Source organism: Catellatospora sp. NPDC049609, from assembly GCF_040675365.1.
In the GTDB taxonomy this organism is placed as follows: domain Bacteria; phylum Actinomycetota; class Actinomycetes; order Mycobacteriales; family Micromonosporaceae; genus Catellatospora.
In genome coordinates this window covers 28,594-50,213 of the sequence record NZ_JBFAOU010000045.1, presented here as the reverse complement: position 1 = coordinate 50,213, position 21,620 = coordinate 28,594, and the positions used below count along the sequence as shown (strand labels likewise).

Here is a 21,620-nt window from a genome sequence, read left to right as displayed (position 1 = left end):
GCCCCCCGCGTCGTGCCACACCCGTTGTGACTACCCCCCCGGGTCGGTGCTGCACCACATCTCCCCCCCCACCCGCTCACCCCCGGCCGCCGCGCCCGCCTGCGCGGGCGCGGCGGTGCGGGCCTCTGCCCGCCGGTCGCCCGTCCGCTGCGCGGACTTGTCGGCGGGTCCGCCGGTGACCGGACCGCGCTGCGGGCCGGTCCTTCGCGTCAGACGGCGAACGACGCCGGGGACTCCGTGGCCGGGGTGCTCGGGTTCGCGCGCCACAGGCGGGTCTTCTGGGCGCCGAGGCGGGCCAGGTACTTCGGGTTGAGGATCAGGTAGCGACGCCACAGGCGCCGGGGCTCCAGGCCCAGGCGCCACAGCCATTCCAGGGCGTTGCGCTGCATCCACGCCGGCGGCTTGCGCAGGCCGCCCGCGTGGTAGTCGAACGCCGCCCCGACCGCGAGCAGCGGCATGTCCAGGTGCGGCCGCATGGCGTACACGAACTTCTCCTGGCGCGGGCAGCCCAGGCCGACCAGCACGATGCGGGCGCCGGAACCGGTGATGCGCGCCGCGATCTGCTCGGCCTCGCCGGGCGCGACGCCGCGGAACTTCGACGGCTCGCTGCCCGCGATCTTCAGCGCCGGGAACTTCTCGGTCAGTGCCGTGATCAGCCGTTCCAGCGTGGGCTGGGTGGAGCCGTAGAGGTACACCGGCAGGCCCTGCTCGGCGGCGCGGGCCAGCACCCGCAGGGTCAGCTCGGGGCCGTACACCCGGTCACGGAGGCGGGCGCCGTGCAGCAGGTTGAGCGCCCACCGCACCGGCTGGCCGTCCGGGGTGATCAGGTCGAAGCTGTTGAGCTGCGCGTTGAGCACCGGGTCCGCGACACCCTCCATCACGCCGTGCACGGCCAGCGCGGTGACGGCGAACGGGCGTCCGTCCGTCGCGGCCCGGATGATGCGCTCCGTCGCGTCGGCGTAGTCGGTGGCGTCGACGAAGACGCCGAGCACGTTGCGCTTGCTGCCGGTGATCGGCGTCGTCGTCATCGCATTCCTCAGAGTGTGCGCAGGTGGTTCCTACATCCACTTGTCGGCGTTGGCCTCGTAGATTTCGTTGAGGATAGCCGGGACGTCGTAGGTCATCTTCCAGTCCGGGTAGTGCTTCTGGAACTTGGCCATGTCGCTGACGTACCACTGGTGGTCGCCGACCCGGTTCTGCTCCACGTAGTTGACCTGAGCCTGCTTGCCGGTGATCTGCTCGGCGATGGCGAAGGCCTCCAGGTGGGAGGTGTTCGAGAAGCGGCCGCCGCCCAGGTTGTAGACCTCGCCGGAGCGCGGGTTGCGGAAGAACGCCTCGAACGCGGTGAGCACGTCGTGCGAGTGGATCGCGTCGCGCACCATCTTGCCCTTGTAACCGAAGAGGTTGTAGGTGCGGCCCTCCATCACGCAGCGCATCAGGTACGCCAGGAAGCCGTGCAGCTCGGCGGCGGAGTGCGCGGGGCCGGTCAGCGTGCCGCCGCGGAACGCGGCGGTCTTCATGCCGAAGTAGCGGCCGTACTCCTGCACCGCAACGTCCGCGGCGACCTTGGAGACGCCGAAGATCGAGTGCAGGCTGTTGTCGATCGTCATCTCTTCGGTGATGCCGTTGGCGAACTGGTGCGACGGGTCGATCTCGTAGCGGGTCTCCTGCTCGGTCAGCGGGAGGCGGTTCGGGGTGTCGCCGTAGACCTTGTTCGTCGAGCAGAAGATGAACGCGGCGTCGGGGCAGTGCTGGCGGGTGTACTCCAGCACGTTGAGGGTGCCGACGGCGTTGACGTCGAAGTCGGTGAACGGCTCCTTGGCCGCCCAGTCGTGGCTGGGCTGGGCCGCGGTGTGGATCACCAGGGAGATGTCCCGGCCGTACCGCTCGAAGATCTTGTTGAGCACGTCGCGGTCGCGGATGTCGACGTCGTAGTGGGTGTACGAGTCGCCGAGCTTGCTGGTGAGGTTCACCAGGCTCCAGGCGGTCGAGCCGTCCTCGCCGAAGAAGTACTTGCGCATGTCGTTGTCGAGGCCGACGACGTGCATGCCCAGGTCGGCGAAGTGACGTGCCGCCTCGGAACCGATCAGGCCGGCCGAGCCGGTCACCAGCGCAACGCTCACCAGATACTCCCTGTAACCAATCGACGAACGCGACCAGCGGAGAGCTTACCCTGACCGGCCGGGCACGTCGGGTGCCCATCAGAGGCGAAGGTGAAGGGTACACGCAGCGTTAAGAAGGGCACCTTCTGCCACGGAAACCGTTAAGAAGGTGCCCTTCCTTTCCCTAGGTCAGGGGGATCTTGATCCAGGGGCGGGCGGTGACGGGGTCGGCGGGCTCGTCCGGGCTCAGCCAGCGGGCGCCGCCCCCGGAGCCGAGCAGGGTGCCGTCGGGCAGCCGGCTCAGCTGCTCCATGGGGGGCAGGCCGGACACCAGCGTGAGCGTGGGGTACCGCAGGTGCCACACGCCCCGGGGGTCGCTCAGCAGCAGCGAGCCGTCGCGCAGCACCACGACCTGATGGGGGAGGGTCTCGGCGGGCAGGCCGTGCTGCGGGTTCCAGGCCGCGCCGGTGCGCCGCCACAGCGCGCCCTCCTGGCCGACCAGCCAGGCGTCGGGACCGCGGGCGGGCAGCAGCAGGCCGGGCAGCCGGCCGGTCAGCGGGGCGGGCAGCTCCCGCCAGGTGCGGGCGTCGTCCGTGCTGATCTGGAGGCGGATCTGGCCCTCGTCGTTGAGCGAGGTGACCAGCCAGAGCCTGCCGTCGGCCCCGCGATACACCGTCGACGGGCGGTTCGGGGCACCGCCGAGCTTCGGCTGCGGCGACACCGGGCCCGAGCCGATCTTGATCAGCTGCTCCTGTTCGCACTCGATGCCGCTCGCCCCGTCCTCGAAGCCGAGCGCCCCCGGGCACAGCAGCACGTATCCCTCGCGGCCCTGGGCCCGGGCGCCGGCCAGCAGGGCCTCGGTCGGTGGGGCGGAGAGGGGGTGCGCGGAGAACGTGGCGCCGCCGTCGCGGGTGAGTAGGAACCTCTCCCTGACGAGGTGCAGCACGGCGGTCTGGTCGTCGAGCGGGTACAGGTTGATCGTCTTGCCGCGCAGGTCGAGGTCCGCGCCGACCTTACGCCAGGTGCGGCCGCCGTCGGCGGTGCTCGCCGGCACGGAGTCGCAGCCGCCGTCGCACTTCTCCAGCAGCGCCCAGCCGTGCGCCGCATCGGTGAAGATCACCGTGCGTGGCACGTACCCCGGAGCGACACCGGGCACCCGCACCGGCCGGGTCTCCACCTGCGGCGCCGGTGCCACCGGCGGAGGCGGGCTCGCCGAGGGACCGGCCGAAGGGCGGGCCGCCGCGGGCGTGGACGGGGTGAGCACGGGCGGGGTCTGCCCCCGGCCGGCCAGGCCGAGCACGACCACGGGCGTGGCGACGACCACCAGCGCGAGGGCAGCGAGCCCGGCGTGCCTGATCCGCCGCCGCCGGCGGACCGCCGAGGTCAGGGCCTCGACCGGGGCGGCCCGGAAGGTGCCCGCGGTGTCCGACGCGAAGTCGGCGAAGATCTGGTCCATCGGCTCAGGCACGGCTGCTCTCCGCTCGGACGTCGCTGAAGTGGGTGGCGAGTGCCGCCCGGCCGCGCGACAGCCACGAGCGCACGGTCCCCTCGGCCACGCCCTGCTGCTCGGCGATCTCCGCGGTGGAGAGGTGCCCGAGGTGGTGCTGTACGACCGCGAGCCGGTGCCGGTCGGGCAGCTTCGCCAGCGCCGCGACCAGCGCGACGCGGTCCGGCTCGGGCCCGGCCACGTGCTCGGCCCGCTGCCGGGCGAGGTGGCGTAGCGCGACCGCGCGCCGCCGCAGGCGGCTGGTGGCCAGGTTCCAGGCGACGCGGCGGACCCAGCCGACGGGGTCGTCGTACCCGCTGACGCGATGCCAGCGGTCCAGCGCCCGGCAGAACGCCTCCTGGGTCAGGTCCTGCGCCTCGGCGTGGTCGCCGAGGTACGCGTACAGCTGGGTGGCCAGCCGGGCGAAGTGGGTGCCGTAGAGCTCGGCGAACCCGGGTGGCGCAGCGGTGCCAGGTGGTGACATGCGGCGGCTCCGTGAGGGGAAGGGTCTGTGCCCGAGCCGCCCGTCGGCGGCTCCTCACTGGCACGCCCCACCCACCCGGAATGTTGCACCCGACTTCCGCGGGGTCAGTCGCGGGGCAGTGAGACGGTGACCACCAGGCCGCCGCCGTCGCGGGGCTGGGCGGCCACCTCGCCGCCGTGGGCGCGGACGATCGCCCGCACGATCGACAGGCCGAGCCCCACACCCTGGTCGGAGCGGGTGCGCTCGCTGCCCCGGCGGAACGGCTCGAACAGCGCGTCGACCTCGTACGGCGCCACCACCGGCCCGGTGTTCCAGACCTCGAGCTCGGCCCGGCCGCCGCGGGTGCGGGTCGCCGCGCGCACCCAGCCGCCCCGCGCGTTGTGCCGCACGCCGTTGCCGATCAGGTTCTGTGCGACCCGCTCCAGCAGCACCGGGTCGCCGGTGGTCTCGGCGGGCGCGGCCTGCACGGTGACGGTCACCCCGGCCTCGTCCGCGGCGGCGGTGCCCTGCAGGGCGACGTGGTCGACGATGTCGGCGAGGTCCACCGGCCGCCGCTCCACGACCTCGTTCTCCGAGCGGGCCAGCACCAGCAGCCCGTCGATGAGCCGCTCGTGGCGGCCGTTGATGTCGAGCAACGTCTCGCCGAGGCGCTTGACGTCCTCGCTCGCCGTCTTGCGGTGCATCGCCAGCTCCACCAGCGAACGGTTCAGCGTCAGCGGCGTACGCAGCTCGTGCGACGCGTTCGCGACGAACCGCCGCTGCCCGTCGAAGGCGTGGTCGAGCCGGGCCAGCATGGCGTCGAAGGTGTCGGCCAGCTCGCGGATCTCGTCGTGCGGGCCGCCCAGGGCGATGCGCTCGTGCAGCCCCCGGTCGGCGGCGGGCGAGGCGCCGATCCGGCGGGCCGTGTCGGTGACCCGGTGCAGCGGCGCCAGCAGCCGTCCCGCCATGATCCAGCCGAAGGCCATCGCCAGCGCACCGACCACCAGCAGGGCGACCGCGCCCAGCTTGATCAGGTTAAACATGGTCGTCCGGCGCATCTCCTCGGCTCGCTGCTCCATGTAATAGAGGAGGTCGGGGTTGTCGTTGATCAGCACGCGGACCCGCGCCGTACCGGGCTCCGGCATGCCGATCATCCCGGCGGCCTCGGCCGGGCTGGGCAGCGAGCCCTGGATGGTGAACTTCTGCAGCAGCGTCTGGTCCATCAGGAAGTAGATGATCGTGAGCATGGCCACGCCCGCGGCGAAGAACAGCCCGCCGTAGAAGAGGGTGAGCCGGGCCCGGATGCTCAGGCGGTACGAGGGAAAGCTCACGGGATCCGATACCCCACTCCAGCGACGGTGGTGATGACGGGCGGGTCGCCCAGCTTGCGGCGCAGCTTGAGGATGGTCAGCCGGACCGCCGAGGTGAACGGGTCGGCGTGCTCGTCCCACACCTTCTCCAGCAGCGTCTCGGCGGACACCACGGCGCCCTGCGCGCGCAGCAGCTCGGCCAGCACGCCGAACTCCTTGCGCGACAGCGGCACGTAGTGCCCGTCGCGGAACACCTCCCGGCGGGCCGGGTCGAGCCGGATCCCGGCCCGCTGCAGCGTCGGCGCGGCGGCCGGGCGCGCGCGGCGGCCCAGCGCGTGCACCCGCGCGGCCAGCTCGGGGAAGGCGAACGGCTTGGTCAGGTAGTCGTCGGCGCCGAGGGTCAGCCCGGCCACCCGGTCGGTCACGTCGGCGGCCGCGGTCAGCATCAGCACCCGCGCCTCGGAGCGCGAGCCGACCAGCGAGCGGCACACCTCGTCGCCGTGCACCAGGGGCAGGTCGCGGTCCAGCAGCACCACGTCGTAGTCGTTCACGGCCAGGCGTTCCAGCGCCGCGTCGCCGTCGTACACCACGTCGACGGCGTGAGCGTCGTCACGCAGCCACTCCGCGATGGCGTCGGCGAGCAGCGCCTCGTCTTCGACCACGAGTACCCGCATGTCCGGCTCGTCCCTCCCGCCGGAGGCTCCGGCCCGCCAATAGTTACCCGGGCCGTTGTTTCCCCGGCGTTATCGCGGGCGGAAACGGCCGGGAAACGCGCCCCCGCGTGGACTGGGCACCGTGCCGCCGGCGACCGGCCGGCGGCCCGACGAAGGAGACCACCGTGATGAAGCGACGGCTGCGGGGTGCGGCGCTGGCGCTGCCCCTGGCCGCGGCGCTGGCGCTGGCCGGCTGCGCGGGCAAGGACGGCGACGACGGCATCGCCAGCGTGGGCGGCCCGGCCGCCTCGGCGGCGCCGAGCGCCGGACCGAGCCTGAGCCAGCAGGAGCGCGGGATCAAGTTCGCCCAGTGCATGCGCGAGCACGGCATCGAGATGGACGACCCCGACCCCAACGGCGGCCCGGTGCGGGTCCGCATCGGCGGCAACGGCCCGGTGGACCGGGAGAAGGTCGAGGCCGCGCAGGAGGCGTGCAAGGAGTACTCGCCGTTCGGCGAGGGCGGGCCCGCCCGCAACGACCCGCAGATGCAGGAGAACATGCGCAAGTTCGCCCAGTGCATGCGGGACAACGGGGTGCCCAACTTCCCCGACCCGGACGGCAACGGCATCCGGATCGACAAGTCGGTCGGCGAGGACCCGGACTTCGAGGCGGCGCAGAAGCTCTGCCAGGAGAAGTTCATGCCCGGTCTGGGCGGCCCCGCCAAGGTGGGATCGTGACCGACACGGCGCAGCTTCCCGAGGTCCGCTCGGTGAACGGCGGTGCCGCGCCCGCGCGGCGCCGCCGCCGGCGCGGGGCACGGACCGCCCTGCTGGTGGTCGGCGCGCTGGCCGCCGGTGGTGCGGCCGCCGCCGCCGCGATCGGCTTCGGCGGTGACGACGGGGGTACGCCGGCCGCGGCGAACCTCCCGCCCGCGACCGCCGTGGTCACCCGGCAGACCCTGCAGGACACCCAGACCCTCGACGGCGAGCTGGGCTTCGGGCCCACCTACTCGGCGATCAACCGGCTCCACGGCACGGTGACCTGGCTGCCGGAGTCCGGTGCCGTGGTCAGGCGCGGCAAGCCGCTCTACAGGATCGACAACAGCCCGGTGGTGCTGATGTACGGCACCGTGCCGGCGTACCGGGAGCTCAAGGTCGGTGACGAGGGCGCCGACGTGAAGCAGCTGGAGCAGAACCTCAAGGCGCTGGGGTACGACGGCTTCACCGTGGACAAGGAGTTCACCTCGTCCACGGCGAGCGCCGTGAAGCAGTGGCAGGAGGATCTGGGACTGAAGGAGACCGGCCGGGTCGAGTTCGGCCGGGTCGTGTTCGCCGCGGGCGAGGTCCGGGTGGAGAGCCTGGAGGCCACCTCCGCCGCGCCGGCCCAGCCGGGCGGCACCGTGCTGAAGTACACCGGCACCGTGCGCGTGGTCGTGGTGCAGCTCGACGTCGCCGACCAGCGGCTGGCCAAGGAGGGCGCCGCGGTCCGGGTGGCGCTGCCGGGGGCCGGGGACGTCGCCGGGAAGATCACGCAGGCGTACACCGTGATCGAGGCCGGGGAGGGCCAGGGCGAGGCCGAGACGAAGATCGAGGCGATCGTGTCGCTGGCCGACCAGAAGGCGGCCGCGGCGTTCGACCAGGCGGCGGTCGACGTGACCGTCACCGCGGCGGAGCGGCCCGACGTGCTCACCGTGCCGGTCGCGGCGCTGGTCGCGCTGCGCGAGGGCGGGTACGGCGTCGAGGTCGTCGAGAACGGCGCCGGCCGCTACCTGGCGGTGGAGACCGGGCTGTTCTCCGGCGGCCGGGTCGAGGTCAGCGGGGCCGGGCTCAGCGAGGGCATGACCGTGGGGATCCCGCGGTGATCGCCCTGGACGGGGTCGTCAAGGTCTACCCGGGCGGGGTCACCGCGCTGGACGGGGTGTCGCTGGCGGTGGCGCCGGGGGAGATGGCGGCGATCGTCGGGCCGTCCGGCTCCGGCAAGTCCACCATGCTGCACATCGTCGGCACCCTGGACCGGCCGAGCGCGGGCTCGGTGCGCATCGCCGGCTACGACGTGGCCGCCCTGTCGGACCGGCAGCTGTCGGCGCTGCGGGCGGCCCGGATCGGGTTCGTGTTCCAGCAGTTCCACCTCGCCGCCGGGGTGAGCGCGCTGGACAACGTCGCCGACGGGCTGCTCTACGCCGGGCACCCGCTGGGCGAGCGCCGCCGCCGGGCCGAGGCCGCGCTGGTGCGGGTCGGGCTGGGCCACCGGCTCGACCACGAGCCGCACGAGCTGTCCGGCGGCGAGCGGCAGCGGGTCGCCATCGCCCGCGCCGTCGTCGGGGAGCCGCCGCTGCTGCTGGCCGACGAGCCGACCGGCAACCTGGACTCCGCGTCCGGCGCCGGGATCATGGCGCTGCTGCACGAGCTGCACGCCGCGGGCACCACTGTGGTGATCATCACGCACGACCGCGAGATCGCCGACGGCCTGCCCCGCCAGGTCCAGATGCGCGACGGCAGGGTCGTCGCCGACTCCGGCGCTCGGCCCGCGGCCGCGCCCTCCCGGCCGGGCGCCGACCCGGGAGACGTCGCGTCGGCAAACGTCGGACTGCCAGACGTCGGGCTGGCAAACGTCCGGCTCGGTGACGCCGGCCTCGGAGACGCCGACCTCGGGGACGCCGAGCCGGGAGACGTCGAGCCAGGAGACATCGGGCCGGGAGACTTGGCGCAGCGGACCGCCGGGAGGTCGCGATGAGCGCGCCCGCCCTGCCCAAGCTGCACCCGGCCCGCCTGCGCCCGCGCGACGTGCTGCGTGTCGGGGGAGTGGGGCTGCGGACCCGGCCGGTGCGGGCGTTCCTGTCCGCGCTCGGCATCGCCATCGGCATCGCCGCGATGATCGCCGTGGTCGGCATCTCGTCGTCGTCGCGCGCCGAGCTGGACCGCACCCTGGAGTCGCTGGGCACCAACCTGCTCACGGTCGCGCCGGGCCGGACCATGTTCGGCGAGGACGCGCAGCTGCCGGTGGAGTCGGTCGCGATGATCGACCGGATCGCGCCGGTGCAGCAGGTGTCGGCGATCGGACGGGTCGACGACGTCAAGGTCTACCGCTCCGACCGGATCCCGGCGGCGCAGACCAACGGCCTCGCGGTGTACGCCGCCCGGCTCGACCTGCTCGACACCGTCGGCGCGAAGCTGCGCTCCGGCACCTGGCTGAACGCGGCGACCGAGCGCTACCCGGCCGTGGTCATCGGCGCGGACACGGCCGTCCGGCTCGGCATCGGCACGGTCGGCCCGGACACCCAGATCATGGTCGGCGGGCAGCGCTTCACCGTGGTCGGCGTGCTCGAACCGGTGCCGCTGGCACCCGAGCTGAACGCGGCGGTGCTGGTCGGCTGGCCGGCCGCGGCCGAGCGGCTCGACTTCGACGAGCATCCGACGACGGTCTACACCCGGGCCGCCGAGAGCGCCGTGGACGCGGTCCGCGGCGTACTGGCCGCGACGGCGAACCCGCAGGCCCCGAACGAGGTCGACGTGTCGCGCCCGTCGGACGCGCTGGCCGCCAAGCAGGCCGCCAACCAGGCCTTCACCGGCCTGCTGCTCGGCCTGGGCGCGGTGGCGCTGCTGGTCGGCGGCGTCGGAGTGGCCAACACGATGGTGATCTCGGTGCTGGAACGCCGGGCCGAGATCGGCCTGCGGCGCTCGCTCGGCGCGACCCGAGGGCAGGTGCGGCTGCAGTTCCTCGCCGAGTCGCTGCTGCTGTCGGCGCTGGGCGGGGTCGGCGGGGTGCTGCTCGGCATCGCGGTGACCGGCGGCTACGCGGCGTACCAGGGCTGGCCGACGGTGGTCCCCGCCTGGGCGATGCTCGGCGGGGTCGGCGCGACCCTCGTGATCGGCGGCCTGGCCGGCCTCTACCCCGCCGTCCGCGCCTCCCGCCTCTCACCCACCGAGGCCCTCGCCACCCCCTAGAGAGGTAAGGAAGGGCACCTTCTTAACGCTGGGCGTAGAGGAAGGTGCCCTTCCTAACCTTCGGCCCGCTCGGGTCGGGTGGCTCGGCCGGGCTGCGGCTCCACGGTGCAAGATCGCTGGTTCTGGTCAGAAAGTGGAGCCAGACCACACCTTCTGACCCAAACTCGCGATCTTCGCTTCCGAGTCGCCGTTCCGGGGGCACCCGCGGCGGGGTTCGGCCGGAGGTGGCGGTTCTCGACGCGCGGAGGGTGTCGCGGGGGGTCTGCGGGGCTGGGTTGTGACGGGAAACAGCGATCTTTGTGTGAAACGGCCGACACTCCGCGGCGCGCCCGGACCGGAGCCGGAAAACGAAGAAGGCCTCCCGAAGGAGGCCTTCTTGCTGGTGGGGAAGGGGGGAGTTGAACCCCCACGCCCTTTCGGGCACACGGACCTGAACCGTGCGCGTCTGCCATTCCGCCACTTCCCCAGTGGCTTGCGCTGGAACTTTAGCAGCCCCGGCGCCCCGCTCCGGAAGTCACCTCCCGTTGCGTGCTGGCACAGCTTACGCTATGCCTGCTTCGCCTCGCCAACCGGTTATCCCGGCGGGCGGTGCGGGGAGAACACTAACACGACCACCTGGCCAACAGTGAAATCGGAGGCAAGATGGTCGTCATGCTGGCGTGGCGTCGGCAACGGCGGACGTATTGGGCGAAGACGCGGGAGTGGAGGGCAGATAACATCATGTCCTCGGAACCCGAGGAGGACCGGTGAGCGTGTTGCAACGCTTCGAGAAACGCCTGGAAGGCCTGGTTGAGGGCGCCTTCGCGAAGGTATTCAAGGGGGTCGTCCACCCTGTGGAGATCCTGAATGCCATGCAGCGGGAGGCTGAAGCTCACAAGGCGATCCTGGTTGGTGGGCGCACGCTCGTGCCGAACCGCTATGTGATCGATCTCTCGCCGTACGACCACAGCCGGCTCGCGCCGTATGCGGCCGCGCTGGCGCAGGAGCTGGCGCAGTCGCAGGCCGAGTTCATCGGCGAGCAGGCCTGGACCGTCTACGGCGACGTGATCGTCGAGATCGAGCGGGGTGACGGGCTGGACACCGGGATGTTCCGGGTGTCCGCCGAGGTCTACACCGCCGACCAGGCCCCGCAGGCGAGCTACGAGGCCCCGCCGCAGTACCCGCCGTACGGCGGTCAGCAGGCGGGCCCCCCGCACGGCGGCGGTGGTGGCGGTGGTGGCGCGCGCAACGTCCGGCTGGTGTCGGGCGACGGGCGCACGTTCCCGCTCGCCATCGGCTCGACCACGATCGGTCGTGGCGACCAGGCCAACCTGCGCCTGCCCGACGTGGGCATCTCGCGCCGGCACGCCCGGCTCGACTTCGACGGGTCCCAGGTGGTCCTGACCGACCTCGGTTCGACCAACGGCACCATGGTCAACGGACAGCGGGTCTCGGCTGTCGCCCTCAACCCGGGCGACATGATCCAGATCGGCACCACGACCCTGACGTTCCGCGTGGACGGCTGATCCCCCTTGCCCGAAATCGTTCTCACCGCCGCCCGGTTCGGGTTCCTCGTGCTGCTGTGGATCTTCGTGTTCACCGTGGTCGGGGTCATCCGCCGGGATCTGTTCGCCGGCTCCCGTACGGGCCGGCTGGTCGCGGCGCCCCGCGGCGTCGCGGGTGCCGCGCAGGCGGGGGGCAGCGCGCGCCCGGCCAAGGTAAAGAAGGGCCGGGCCGCGCACACCTTGGTGGTCACGGCGGGCTCGCTCGCCGGCACCAAGATCACACTGGGCGAGGCGCCCATCACGATCGGCCGGGCGGAGGACTCCACGCTCGTCATCACCGATGACTACGCGTCCGCCCGGCACGCTCGGCTCGTCCCCCGGGACGGGCAGTGGATGGTGGAGGACCTCGGCTCGACCAACGGCACGTATCTGGACCGCAGCAAGGTGAGCGGACCTACTCCCGTACCCCTCGGCGTGCCGATTCGCATCGGCCGCACGTCCCTCGAATTACGGCCATGACAATCATCCTGCGCTACGCGGCCCGCAGCGACCGCGGCCTGATCCGTGACGGAAACCAGGACTCCGTCTACGCCGGGCCGCGCCTGCTCGCCGTTGCCGACGGCATGGGCGGCATGGCCGCCGGTGACGTCGCCAGCAACATCGTCATCGGCGCCATGGCCCCGCTCGACGAGGACGTCCCCGGTGACGCGATCGTCGACTCCCTGCGATCGGCCGTCAACCTCGCCAACCAGCAGCTTCGCGACACCGTGGACGCCAACCCCCACCTGGAGGGTATGGGCACCACGCTCACCGCGATGCTCTTCACCGGTTCCAAACTGGGCATGGCCCACATCGGCGACTCCCGGGCATACCTGCTCCGCGACGGCGAGTTCAACCAGATCACCAAGGACGACACGTACGTCCAGATGCTGGTGGACGAGGGCCGGATCAGCGCGGAGGAGGCGAGCAGCCATCCCCAGCGTTCGCTGCTGACCCGGGCCATGGACGGTCGCGACATCGAGCCGGACTACACCGTCCGGCCGGTGCATCCGGGCGACCGCTACCTGATCTGCTCCGACGGCCTGTCCGGCGTGGTCAGCGCGGACACCATCGCGCTGACCCTGCGGGAGTACGTCGACCCGCAGGCCTGCGTCGAGCGCCTCATCGCGCTCGCGCTGCGCGGCGGCGGTCCGGACAACATCACCGTGATCATCGCGGACGCCACCGACGAGGACATCGTCGAGCAGGCTCCGGTGGTCGGCGGCGCCGCTGCCCGCGACCGCGGCAACAGCAGCGAGGCCCAGGTCGAGTCGACCCCGGCCGCGCGCGCCTCCGCGCTCACCGGCACGCCCCGCCCGGCGGTGGAGGAGCCCGCGGCGGCACCGGCCGAGCCGGCCGCCCGGCGCACGCGCCACCCGCTGCGGGCCGCCCTGCTCGTGGTGGGCCTGCTCGCGGTGCTCGGCGCCGGGGTCTGGTTCGCCTGGGACTACTCGCAGTCGCGCTATTACATAGGCGCGACGGAGGACGGCCAGGTGGCCGTGTTCCGCGGCGTGCCGGGCCAGATCGCCGGGTTCGACCTGTCCGAGGCCCGCGAGGTCAGCGACGTGACCCTGGACGACCTCACCCTGGTCGCCCAGGAGCAGGTCCGCAAGGGCATCCAGGCCGATGACGAGGCCGACGCCCTCACCCGGTTGCAGAACCTGATCCGGGACGACCCGAGCAACCAGAACATGCTGCCCAGCTGCCCGCCGTCGGCCGACCCCTCGCCGTCGCCGAGCCCGTCGCCTGCCGTCACGCCGAGCGCCACTCCGGCGCCCGCCGCGGCGAGCAGCCCGCCCAGCGAACCGGTGGTGCCGAGTCCGGTGCCCTGCCGGTCGAATTGAGCTTGAGGACGTCGTGACCACCCCCCATACCGCCCCTCCCGCGGCAGCCGCGGCCGTCCCGGAGACGCCCGCGGCGGCCAAGCCGTCGCTGTCGTTCCGCCTGGATCCGGCCGCACGCCCGGTGCGCCGCACCGAGCTGTGGCTGCTGCTGCTCGGCATGGCCATGGTCGCCGGATACCTGGCGGCGGTCGAGGCGAACATGCTCGACACGGTCACGATGGACTTCTGGTATCCGGCGGGTGTGCTCACCGCCGTGTTCCTGGCCCTGCACGTGGTCATCCGGCTCAAGGCGCCGTTCGCCGATCCGGTGCTGATGCCGGTGGTGGCGCTGCTCAACGGGCTCGGGGTGGCGTTCCTGCGCCGCCTCGACCTGGGCCGCGCCGACGCCGACGCCCGCCCGGAGCTGGCCATCTTCGCCGGTGACGGCGGCAAGCAGCTGCTGTGGACGCTGATCGCGGTGACCGGCGCGGGCGCCCTGCTGTGGGTGGTGCGCGACCACCGCGAGATCTCCAAGTTCGCCTGGACGCTGGGCTTCGGCGGCATCGTGCTGGTGCTGCTGCCCGCGGTGCTGCCCGGCAGCGTGTCCGAGGTCAACGGCGCCAAGCTGTGGATCCGGTTCGGCAGCTTCTTCGCCATCCAGCCCGGTGAGTTCGCCAAGCTGATGCTGCTGGCGTTCTTCGCGTACTACCTGGTCCGCAAGCGCGAGGTGCTGGCGCTGGCCAGCCGCCGCTTCCTCGGCATCGACTTCCCGCGCGGGCGCGACCTGGGCCCGGTCATCGTGGTCTGGGCGATGAGCCTGCTGGTCCTCGTCTTCGAGAAGGACCTGGGCACCTCGCTGCTGTACTTCGGCATGTTCGTGGTCACCCTGTACGTGGCCACCGAGCGGGTCAGCTGGCTGATCATCGGTCTGATCCTCTTCTTCGGCGGCGCGGTGCTGGCGTACGTGCTGGCCGGCATCGTCGGCGGCCCGTTCACCAACTTCGGCCAGCGCGTCGACATCTGGCTCGACCCGTTCGCCGAGCCGTACGACCGCGGCTACCAGCTCGTGCAGTCGCTGCTCGGCCTGGGCACCGGCGGCATGTTCGGCACCGGCCCCGGCGCGGGCAGCCCGCTCGAGGTGCCCGAGGTGCGCAACGACTTCATCTTCGCCGGCATGGGCGAGGAGATCGGCCTGTTCGGCCTCACCGCGCTGCTGGCGCTCTACCTGCTGGTGGTCTCCCGGGGCCTGCGCGCGGCGCTGGCCGTGCGGGACTCCTTCGGCAAGCTGCTGGCCGGTGGCCTCGCCTTCACGCTCGCCCTGCAGGTCTTCGTGATCATCGGTGGCATCAGCAAGCTGATCCCGCTCACCGGCCAGACCACGCCGTTCCTTTCCGCGGGCGGCTCGTCGCTGGTGGCCAACTGGCTGCTGGTGGCGCTGCTGCTGCGGATCTCTGATGCGGCGCGCACCCCCGCGTCGACGGGAGGTGTCCGCCGGTGAACGCCCCGCTGCGCCGCGTAGGTGTCGTCGTCATGGTGCTGTTCGGTCTGCTCTTCGCCAACCTGAACTGGGTGCAGGCGTACAAGGGCAACGACTACCGGACCAGCCAGTACAACGACCGCGTGCAGATCGACGAGTACAACCGCCAGCGCGGCTACATCATGGTGAGCAACCCCGGCGGCAAGCCGATCGCGCTCTCCGAGGCCACCAAGGGCAACCTGAAGTACCTGCGCAGCTACCCCAACGGCGCGGCGTACGCGCACGTCGTCGGCTACAAGCCGGTCAACGGCACGGCCACCGGCATCGAGCAGCTGGAGAACGACTTCCTGTCCGGCAGCTCGGACAAGCTGTTCGCGGACCGGCTGCGCGACATCTTCACCGGGTCCTACACGGCGGGCGGCAACGTCACCCTGACGCTGTCGAAGACCGCGCAGGACACGGCGTACAAGGAGCTCGTCAACAACAAGAAGGGCGCCAAGTCCGGCGCGGTGATCGCGCTGGACCCGAACACCGGCGGGATCCTGGCGATGACCTCGTTCCCGAGCTTCGACCCGAACCCGCTGGTCGCCCACGACACCGGCAAGGCCGAGGCGGCGTACAAGCGGCTGGAGGGCCAGGCCGGCAACCCGCTGCTGAACCGGGCCCTACAGGAGACCTACCCGCCGGCGTCCACGTTCAAGGTGCTGGTGTCGGCGGCGGCGCTGGAGGCGGGCAGCAACCCGGACACGCCCCTGAAGGCGGGCCCGAGCTACCAGGCGCCCGGCACCACCCACGTGATCCGCAACGCGACCTCGGGGACCTGCCCCGACGACCAGATCACGCTGAAGGAGGCGCTGACCGTCTCCTGCAACACGGCGTACGCGCGCCTGGGCGTGGAGCTGGGCTCGCAGCGGCTCAACGACACGGCGCGGCGGTTCGGCTTCTACGACGACGACCTGCGCGTCGGCAACCTGTCCGCGCCGGACCGGGGCACCCGGGTGCCGGAGAGCGTGCTCGGCCCGCTGACCACCAGCTCGGGCGGCGACGACAAGCCGAACATCGCGATCTCGTCGATCGGCCTCAACGAGGTCCGGGTGACCCCGCTGCAGAACGCGATGGTCGCCGCGTCGATCGCCAACGACTGCTCGCAGATGCGGCCGTACCTGGTCGAGCGCCTGGTGGGGCCGGACCTGACCACGGGCCTCTACGCGGCGGCGCCCAAGCAGCTGCGTACGACGTGCACCTCGGGCGCGGCCGCGCAGCTGCGCGAGATGATGATCAGCGTCGTGGAGAACGGCACCGGCCGGAACGCGCAGATCGACGGCTACGTGGTCGGCGGCAAGACCGGCACCGGCACCGCCGACGAGGAGGCCCAGGCCGGCTCGGACGGCTGGTTCATCGGGTTCGCGATGAAGGACGGTCGCCCGGTCGCCGCGGTTGCGGTCATCCTGGATGATGCCGGAAAGGGCGGCAGCGGTGAAGCCGCCCGTATCGCTGGACTGGTCATGCAAGGCGTGATCAAGGACAAGGGTGGCAAGTGATGGTCTCCCCTGGCACCACGCTGAACGGGCGTTACCGCATCGACGAGCGCATCGCGTCCGGTGGCATGGGCGACGTGTGGAAGGGCACCGACGAGGTGCTCGACCGGATCGTCGCCATCAAGGTCATGCTGCCCGCCCTGCTGGAGGAGCCGGGCTTCGTCAAGCGCTTCCACGCGGAGGCCAAGACGATGGCCGGCGTCAACCACCCCGGCGTGGTCCGCATCTACGACTTCGGCAACGACGCCCACCTGGCGTACCTGATCATGGAGTTGATCGAGGGCGACCCGCTCTCGCGCACGCTGAACAAGGTCGGCCGGCTCACCCCCGCCCGTACCATGCTCCTGATCGCGCAGGCCGCCGACGCGCTGCAGGCCGCGCACGACAAGGGCATCGTGCACCGCGACGTGAAGCCGGGCAACCTGCTGGTGCGCCCCAACGGCACGCTCGTGCTGACCGACTTCGGCATCGCGCGGTCCGCCGCGGCGAGCCAGCTCACGGCCACCGGCGCGGTCATGGGCACCGCCTCGTACCTCGCCCCGGAGCAGGCCTCCGGCGAGGGCGCCTCGGCCACCTCCGACGTGTACTCGCTGGGCGTCGTGGCGTACCAGTGCCTCACCGGGCACCGGCCGTACGAGGGCGACACCCCGCTCGAGATCGCGATGAAGCACGTCACCGGCACTCCCAAGCCGATGCCGAGCGACATCCCGCCGGTGGTGCGCCAGATCGTCGAGCGCGCAATGGCCAAGAGCCCGGCGAGCCGCTGGCCGTCGGCGGCCGCGTTCGCCAACGCCGCCCGCCAGGCCGCCGGTGCGCTGACCCACGGCAGCGGGCCGACGCTGCCCGTGCAGCCGGTGTCGCCCAGCCCGGTCTCGGCCACGCCCGTCTCGCCGGTGCCGTCGCGCCCGCTGAGCCCGGTGCAGCCCGCCCCGGTTCGCCCCAACGGGGGCTACCAGCGAGGATCTGCCCCGGTCCCGGCTGCGCCTGCCCCGCTCACCCCGGTCCGCGGGGTACCGTACGGGCCTCAGCCCACCCCGTCCGGCGGTGGCGGCGGGCGGACCGCGCTGACCGTGATCCTGGTGGTCCTCGGGATGCTGGCAGTGCTCGCGCTGGCCGCGTTCGCCGGCTACGTGGTCCGCAAGAAGAACGAAGACAACCGAGGACTCCCGGCACATTCCGAACGCGTCACACTTTCGGCCGCCGGGTGGCTGAACGGGGCGGACCACGTGAGCATGGACCAGATGACCGAAGGACGACGTACGCGATGAACGCGCAGGCCCGCCTGCTGGGTGGCAGGTATCAAGTCGGCGAGTTGCTCGGCTACGGCGGCATGGCCGAGGTGCACCGGGGGCGCGACCTGCGTCTCGGGCGCGACGTCGCGATCAAGATGCTGCGCACCGACCTCGCTCGCGACGCCACCTTCCAGATGCGGTTCCGCCGTGAGGCGCAGAACGCCGCCGCGCTGAACCACCCGGCGATCGTCGCGGTCTACGACACCGGCGAGGAGCGTGCGCCCTCCGGTGAGGTGCTGCCGTACATCGTCATGGAGTTCGTGGCGGGCCGCACCCTCAAGGAGGTGCTGGCCGCCGAGGGCAGGCTGATGCCGCGCCGCGCTCTGGAGATCACCGCCGACATCTGCGCCGCCCTGGAGTTCAGCCACCGGCACGGGATCATCCACCGGGACATCAAGCCCGGCAACGTCATGTTCACGCCGAACGCCCAGGTCAAGGTCATGGACTTCGGCATCGCGCGGGCCCTGGCATCCGGCGCGACCACCATGACGCAGACCTCGGCCGTCATCGGCACCGCGCAGTACCTCTCCCCGGAGCAGGCGCGCGGCGAGGCCGTGGACGCCCGCTCCGACGTGTACGCAGCCGGCTGCGTGCTCTTCGAGCTGCTCTGCGGGCACCCGCCGTTCGTCGGCGACTCCCCGGTGGCCGTCGCCTACCAGCACGTGCGGGAGGAGCCGCCGGCGCCCAGCGAGTCCAACCACGATGTCACCCCCGACGTCGACGCGGTCGTGCTCAAGGCGCTGTCGAAGAACCCCGCCAACCGCTACCAGTCGGCCGGTGAGATGCGGGCCGACCTGCTGCGCGCTGCCGCGGGCCGCCCGGTCATGGCGACCCCGGTGCTGCGCGAGGAGCAGACGATCCCGATGTCGGCGCCGACGCGCACCGGCACCAACCGCAACGCGCCCGCCCGGGTGGGCGACGCCCGCCGCCGCCGTGCCTCCGGCTGGGTCATCGCGACCCTGACCGCACTCGGCGTGCTGGCCGTGGTGGCGCTGACGGCCGGGCTCATCCTGGCCAACCAGCCCAAGGACGTCCCGGTCCCCAACCTGATGGGCAAGACGAAGACCGAGGCCGAGGCGCTGCTGACCCGGGCCGGGCTGACGCCGAAGATCGGCGAGCCGGTGCAGAACTCCGACTGCAAGATGAACACCGTCTTCCGGCAGGACCCGGAGCAGGGCAAAGAGGTCGCGGAGAAGTCCGAGGTCGTCTACCAGATCTGCAACGGCAAGCCGACGGCCCAGGTGCCGCCTTTGGTGGGCAGCCCCCGGGATACCGCGGAGCAACTGCTCAAGGAACGCAATCTCGTCGCCAAGATCGTCGAACAGGACAGCGACAAGGGTGCGGGCATCGTCCTGTCCACCAACCCGCCGCAGGGCACGTCGGTGGAGGAGGGCACCACCGTCGTGGTGACGGTCTCCAAGGGCAATCAGAAGCCGGTGCCGGGTGTCGTCGGCAAGTCGCAGGAGGCGGCGGTCGCGGCGATCGAGGCCGCAGGCTTCGAGGCCGTCATCCGCAAGGGCGAGGCGAGCCCCGACCCGGACCGGGTGGGCACGGTCAAGAGCCAGGACCCGCAGGAAGGCACCCTGAAGACGGCCGGTTCCAAGATCACGATCGTCGTCTTCACGGCACCGGAGGTGGAGCCGCCGCCGTCGCCGAGCGTCACCCCCACTCCGTGACCGCATGAACACGGAAACGGCGCCCATCCCGTTCGGGGGTGGGCGCCGTTTCGGTTGTCGGCGCGGGTGCGGGGCTCAGGCCGGGAAGGCCGCCAGTCGGCGCTGCTCGACCTCGTCGGCCAGGGCCGGGGCGCGGTCCAGCGCCGCAGGGTGGCCGCAGGCGGCCAGCCAGTTCGCCAGCATCAGGTGGCCGCCCTGGGTGAGCACCGACTCCGGGTGGAACTGCACGCCCTCGATCGGCAGGGTGCGGTGCCGCATCGCCATCACCACACCCGACGCGGTACGCCCCGTCACCTCGATCTCGGCGGGCAGGGTGTCCTCGACGACGGCGAGGGAGTGGTAGCGGGTCGCGGTGAACGGGTCCGGCAGGCCCGCCAGCACACCCGCTCCGGTGTGCGTGACCTGCGACGTCTTGCCGTGCAGCAGCTCCGGCGCGCGGGTCACGGTGGCGCCGAAGGCCTGCCCGATGGCCTGGTGGCCCAGGCACACCCCGAACAGCGGGAGCTTGCCGGCGTACTCGGCGATGACGTCGAGGCAGATGCCGGCCGACTCGGGCGCGCCCGGACCGGGGGACAGCAGCACGCCGTCGGCGCCGAGCCGGCCCACGTCGGCGACGCTGATCTCGTCGTTGCGCCGGACCTCGCACTCCACCCCGAGCTGGCCGAGGTACTGCACGAGGTTGTAGACGAACGAGTCGTAGTTGTCGATCACGAGAACGCGCATGGCCCTCACCTGCTAGCTCGAGCTGGACGGTGCCGGGGTGACCCCGGTGTCGTACGGGATGTCATGACCGTCGCCGGGGTCCCCGGAGGGTGCTCCGGGCATCTCGAACGGGTCCTCCAGCTGCGAGTATCCGCTGTCGGGGTCGCCGACCTGGACATCGTCGAAGGGGAGCAGCGGCTCCGCCCACGGAAAGATCACGTACCACAGCAGCGCGCCCGCGATGCCGAGCAGCACCAGGGAGCCGCCGATCTTGCCGCCGAGGCCGAAGGGCAGCTTCCGCCAGATCCACGCGTACATCAGGCGGCTCCTGCCAGCTCGGCGGGCGGCCCGGCGGAGCGCGGCTGCTCGTGCACGAGCGTCCCATGGATGATCAGACGCTGGTAGTTGTCGAACTTCGGGTTGCAGGTGGTCAGCGTGAGCAGCTTGCCAGCGGTCATGGTCGGCGGCACCGGCCGCACCACCTCGACTGCGGACGGCAGCACGATGCGCTGCTTGACCACCTCGTACACGTAGAACATGTCCGGGGTCTCCACCACGATCTTGTCGCCGCCGTGGAGCTTGTCCAGGTCCCAGAACGTGGCCCGGTTGCGGTGCCCGGCCACGGAGAAGTTGCCCTGCTGGCCCGGCATCGCGCTGGTGGGGTAGTGGCCGGGCGCGTACCGGATGTCCTTCTGCGTCACGCCCTGCACCACCACCCAGTGCTTGTCCAGCTTGGGGATCCAGAGCTTGGCGACCGGCTGCCCGGCGGGCGGCGGCTTGGGCTTGCCGGCGGCCGACGGGCTCGGCGTGGGCGTCGGCCCGCCGACGGTGGGCTCACCCCAGTTGAGCTGCTGTTCGAGCTCGCTCTGGTGGGCGTCGACGATGGCCGTCTTGCCCCACACCTCGTAGGCGGCGAACAGCAGGATGACCAGGCCGAACGTGATCATGAGCTCGCCGGTGCCGCGCAGCGTCGTGCGCACCACCGAGCCCACCGTGGTCCGGGTGTACTCCGCGTGGATGCTGCGGTAGTTCTTGTCGCCGGCCCGGATCGCCTTGACCGGCGGGGGCGGGGGCTCGGCGGCCCAGCGCGGCTTCGGCGCGGGCTTGGGCTCGTCCGCCGACGGCGGCGGGGTGGGCGGGATCGCGCCGAGCAGCCCGGTCTCGTCGGTGGCGGTCGCCCGGCCGGTCGCCACGGCGGGCGCGGGCTTGGCGATCCGCGGGAGCTGGGTGGTGTCGTCCGAGATCCGGGGCAGATGCGTGGTCGCGTCGTCCGCCTCGGCCCGGCTCACCGGCGCGGCAGCGGCCTGCGGGGCCGGGCTCACCGGCGTGCCGGGGGAGGGGTCCGGCGCCGGGCTCACCGGCGTGCCGGGGCCCGCCGGTGCGGCCGGGCGCGGCGCCGCGGCGCGGGGAGCAGGGCTCGGCGGGGCCGGGCGCGGCGCCGGCGCGGGCGGGGTGGAGATCGCCGGCAGCACGGTGGTCGCGTCGGCGGGCACCACGGGCAGCACGCTCGTGATCGAGGAGTCCGCCGCGGCCGGGTCGGCCGCCACGGGTTCGTCGGTCACCCGGGGGAACACGGTCGTCTGGTCGTCGTCCGCGGAATCCGGCGCCCTGTGCCTGCTCATGTCGCTCTC

At 72.2% G+C, this 21,620-nt stretch carries 19 protein-coding genes, 1 tRNA gene and 1 pseudogene; 11 read left to right on the top strand and 10 right to left on the bottom strand.

The features are described from left to right. Nucleotides 1-209 precede the first annotated feature (209 nt). The 6 genes from AB0J67_RS15440 to AB0J67_RS15415 all read right to left on the bottom strand — a co-directional run bounded on the left by AB0J67_RS15440 (nt 210) and on the right by AB0J67_RS15415 (nt 6,035). Nucleotides 210-1,028, bottom strand: a complete 819-nt coding sequence (locus AB0J67_RS15440; RefSeq protein WP_363482076.1) for a WecB/TagA/CpsF family glycosyltransferase — start codon at nt 1,026-1,028, stop codon at nt 210-212. Nucleotides 1,029-1,058: 30 nt separating this feature from the next. Then, complete coding sequence (locus AB0J67_RS15435) at nt 1,059-2,123, bottom strand: NAD-dependent epimerase/dehydratase family protein (protein WP_363482073.1); 1,065 nt, start codon at nt 2,121-2,123, stop codon at nt 1,059-1,061. Nucleotides 2,124-2,286: 163 nt separating this feature from the next. Continuing rightward, nucleotides 2,287-3,570 carry a hypothetical protein gene (locus AB0J67_RS15430; RefSeq protein WP_363482070.1) on the bottom strand — a complete coding sequence of 428 codons (1,284 nt, stop codon included), beginning with the start codon at nt 3,568-3,570 and terminating at the stop codon, nt 2,287-2,289. Next, a complete protein-coding gene (locus AB0J67_RS15425) occupies nt 3,563-4,072 on the bottom strand; it encodes a sigma-70 family RNA polymerase sigma factor (RefSeq protein WP_363482066.1) in 510 nt (169 codons plus the stop codon). Before AB0J67_RS15425 ends, AB0J67_RS15430 begins: the two co-directional genes overlap by 8 nt. Before the next feature lie 104 nt (nt 4,073-4,176). After that, nucleotides 4,177-5,382: an ATP-binding protein gene (locus AB0J67_RS15420; RefSeq protein WP_363482063.1), complete on the bottom strand. Its 1,206-nt coding sequence runs from the start codon at nt 5,380-5,382 to the stop codon at nt 4,177-4,179. After that, on the bottom strand, nt 5,379-6,035 hold the full coding sequence (locus AB0J67_RS15415; protein WP_363482060.1) for a response regulator transcription factor: 657 nt from the start codon (nt 6,033-6,035) through the stop codon (nt 5,379-5,381). Before AB0J67_RS15415 ends, AB0J67_RS15420 begins: the two co-directional genes overlap by 4 nt. 164 nt (nt 6,036-6,199) lie before the next feature. On the opposite strand from AB0J67_RS15415, the gene AB0J67_RS15410 reads away from it, so the two are divergent. The 4 genes and pseudogenes from AB0J67_RS15410 (at nt 6,200) to AB0J67_RS15395 (ending at nt 9,958) form a co-directional block, all read left to right on the top strand. Further along, nucleotides 6,200-6,751, top strand: a complete 552-nt coding sequence (locus AB0J67_RS15410) for a hypothetical protein (RefSeq protein WP_363482057.1) — start codon at nt 6,200-6,202, stop codon at nt 6,749-6,751. Next, nucleotides 6,748-7,875, top strand: coding sequence for a peptidoglycan-binding protein (locus AB0J67_RS15405; protein WP_363482054.1), 1,128 nt, complete (start codon nt 6,748-6,750; stop codon nt 7,873-7,875). Before AB0J67_RS15410 ends, AB0J67_RS15405 begins: the two co-directional genes overlap by 4 nt. Beyond that, nucleotides 7,872-8,519, top strand: a pseudogene (locus tag AB0J67_RS15400) (ABC transporter ATP-binding protein); the annotation flags it as partial. The gene AB0J67_RS15405 and the pseudogene AB0J67_RS15400, both read left to right, overlap by 4 nt. Nucleotides 8,520-8,743: 224 nt before the next feature. Further along, nucleotides 8,744-9,958: an ABC transporter permease gene (locus tag AB0J67_RS15395; RefSeq protein ID WP_363482051.1), complete on the top strand. Its 1,215-nt coding sequence runs from the start codon at nt 8,744-8,746 to the stop codon at nt 9,956-9,958. Nucleotides 9,959-10,338: 380 nt separating this feature from the next. Here the strand turns inward: AB0J67_RS15395 and AB0J67_RS15390 are convergent. After that, nucleotides 10,339-10,424 (bottom strand) — tRNA-Leu (locus tag AB0J67_RS15390). A gap of 280 nt (nt 10,425-10,704) precedes the next feature. On the opposite strand from AB0J67_RS15390, the gene AB0J67_RS15385 reads away from it, so the two are divergent. The 7 genes from AB0J67_RS15385 (at nt 10,705) to pknB (ending at nt 19,287) form a co-directional block, all read left to right on the top strand. Then, a complete protein-coding gene (locus tag AB0J67_RS15385; protein ID WP_363482049.1) occupies nt 10,705-11,463 on the top strand; it encodes a DUF3662 and FHA domain-containing protein in 759 nt (252 codons plus the stop codon). 6 nt (nt 11,464-11,469) lie between these two features. Next, nucleotides 11,470-11,961, top strand: a complete 492-nt coding sequence (locus AB0J67_RS15380; protein ID WP_363482046.1) for an FHA domain-containing protein — start codon at nt 11,470-11,472, stop codon at nt 11,959-11,961. Then, nucleotides 11,958-13,325 carry a PP2C family serine/threonine-protein phosphatase gene (locus AB0J67_RS15375; protein ID WP_363482043.1) on the top strand — a complete coding sequence of 456 codons (1,368 nt, stop codon included), beginning with the start codon at nt 11,958-11,960 and terminating at the stop codon, nt 13,323-13,325. Before AB0J67_RS15380 ends, AB0J67_RS15375 begins: the two co-directional genes overlap by 4 nt. A 157-nt stretch (nt 13,326-13,482) precedes the next feature. After that, a complete protein-coding gene (locus AB0J67_RS15370) occupies nt 13,483-14,802 on the top strand; it encodes an FtsW/RodA/SpoVE family cell cycle protein (RefSeq protein ID WP_363482082.1) in 1,320 nt (439 codons plus the stop codon). Next, nucleotides 14,799-16,322 carry a penicillin-binding transpeptidase domain-containing protein gene (locus tag AB0J67_RS15365; RefSeq protein WP_363482040.1) on the top strand — a complete coding sequence of 508 codons (1,524 nt, stop codon included), beginning with the start codon at nt 14,799-14,801 and terminating at the stop codon, nt 16,320-16,322. Before AB0J67_RS15370 ends, AB0J67_RS15365 begins: the two co-directional genes overlap by 4 nt. After that, nucleotides 16,322-17,587, top strand: a complete 1,266-nt coding sequence (locus AB0J67_RS15360) for a serine/threonine-protein kinase (protein ID WP_363482037.1) — start codon at nt 16,322-16,324, stop codon at nt 17,585-17,587. The genes AB0J67_RS15365 and AB0J67_RS15360 overlap by 1 nt, the downstream gene beginning before the upstream one ends. Beyond that, nucleotides 17,584-19,287, top strand: coding sequence for a Stk1 family PASTA domain-containing Ser/Thr kinase (gene pknB, locus AB0J67_RS15355; RefSeq protein ID WP_363482034.1), 1,704 nt, complete (start codon nt 17,584-17,586; stop codon nt 19,285-19,287). The genes AB0J67_RS15360 and pknB overlap by 4 nt, the downstream gene beginning before the upstream one ends. A gap of 75 nt (nt 19,288-19,362) precedes the next feature. Here the strand turns inward: pknB and AB0J67_RS15350 are convergent, their stop codons facing one another. From AB0J67_RS15350 to AB0J67_RS15340, 3 genes are read right to left on the bottom strand one after another with little or no spacing between them, the layout of a single operon-like run. Next, nucleotides 19,363-20,010, bottom strand: a complete 648-nt coding sequence (locus AB0J67_RS15350) for an aminodeoxychorismate/anthranilate synthase component II (RefSeq protein ID WP_363482031.1) — start codon at nt 20,008-20,010, stop codon at nt 19,363-19,365. Between the two features lie 12 nt (nt 20,011-20,022). After that, nucleotides 20,023-20,307, bottom strand: a complete 285-nt coding sequence (locus AB0J67_RS15345; protein ID WP_363482028.1) for a hypothetical protein — start codon at nt 20,305-20,307, stop codon at nt 20,023-20,025. Beyond that, nucleotides 20,307-21,611, bottom strand: a complete 1,305-nt coding sequence (locus AB0J67_RS15340; RefSeq protein ID WP_363482025.1) for a class E sortase — start codon at nt 21,609-21,611, stop codon at nt 20,307-20,309. Before AB0J67_RS15340 ends, AB0J67_RS15345 begins: the two co-directional genes overlap by 1 nt. Between the last annotated feature and the right edge of the window lie 9 nt (nt 21,612-21,620).

Excerpts from the sequence above, each read along its gene's own strand:
- AB0J67_RS15440 (WP_363482076.1), bottom strand. The coding sequence starts at position 1,028 with ATGACGACGACGCCGATCACCGGCAGCAAGCGCAACGTGCTCGGCGTC.
- AB0J67_RS15425 (WP_363482066.1), bottom strand. The coding sequence starts at position 4,072 with ATGTCACCACCTGGCACCGCTGCGCCACCCGGGTTCGCCGAGCTCTAC.
- AB0J67_RS15415 (WP_363482060.1), bottom strand. The coding sequence starts at position 6,035 with ATGCGGGTACTCGTGGTCGAAGACGAGGCGCTGCTCGCCGACGCCATC.
- AB0J67_RS15395 (WP_363482051.1), top strand. The coding sequence starts at position 8,744 with ATGAGCGCGCCCGCCCTGCCCAAGCTGCACCCGGCCCGCCTGCGCCCG.
- AB0J67_RS15375 (WP_363482043.1), top strand. The coding sequence starts at position 11,958 with ATGACAATCATCCTGCGCTACGCGGCCCGCAGCGACCGCGGCCTGATC.
- AB0J67_RS15370 (WP_363482082.1), top strand. The coding sequence starts at position 13,483 with ATGGCCATGGTCGCCGGATACCTGGCGGCGGTCGAGGCGAACATGCTC.
- AB0J67_RS15360 (WP_363482037.1), top strand. The coding sequence starts at position 16,322 with ATGGTCTCCCCTGGCACCACGCTGAACGGGCGTTACCGCATCGACGAG.
- pknB (WP_363482034.1), top strand. The coding sequence starts at position 17,584 with ATGAACGCGCAGGCCCGCCTGCTGGGTGGCAGGTATCAAGTCGGCGAG.
- AB0J67_RS15350 (WP_363482031.1), bottom strand. The coding sequence starts at position 20,010 with ATGCGCGTTCTCGTGATCGACAACTACGACTCGTTCGTCTACAACCTC.
- AB0J67_RS15345 (WP_363482028.1), bottom strand. The coding sequence starts at position 20,307 with ATGTACGCGTGGATCTGGCGGAAGCTGCCCTTCGGCCTCGGCGGCAAG.
- AB0J67_RS15340 (WP_363482025.1), bottom strand. The coding sequence starts at position 21,611 with ATGAGCAGGCACAGGGCGCCGGATTCCGCGGACGACGACCAGACGACC.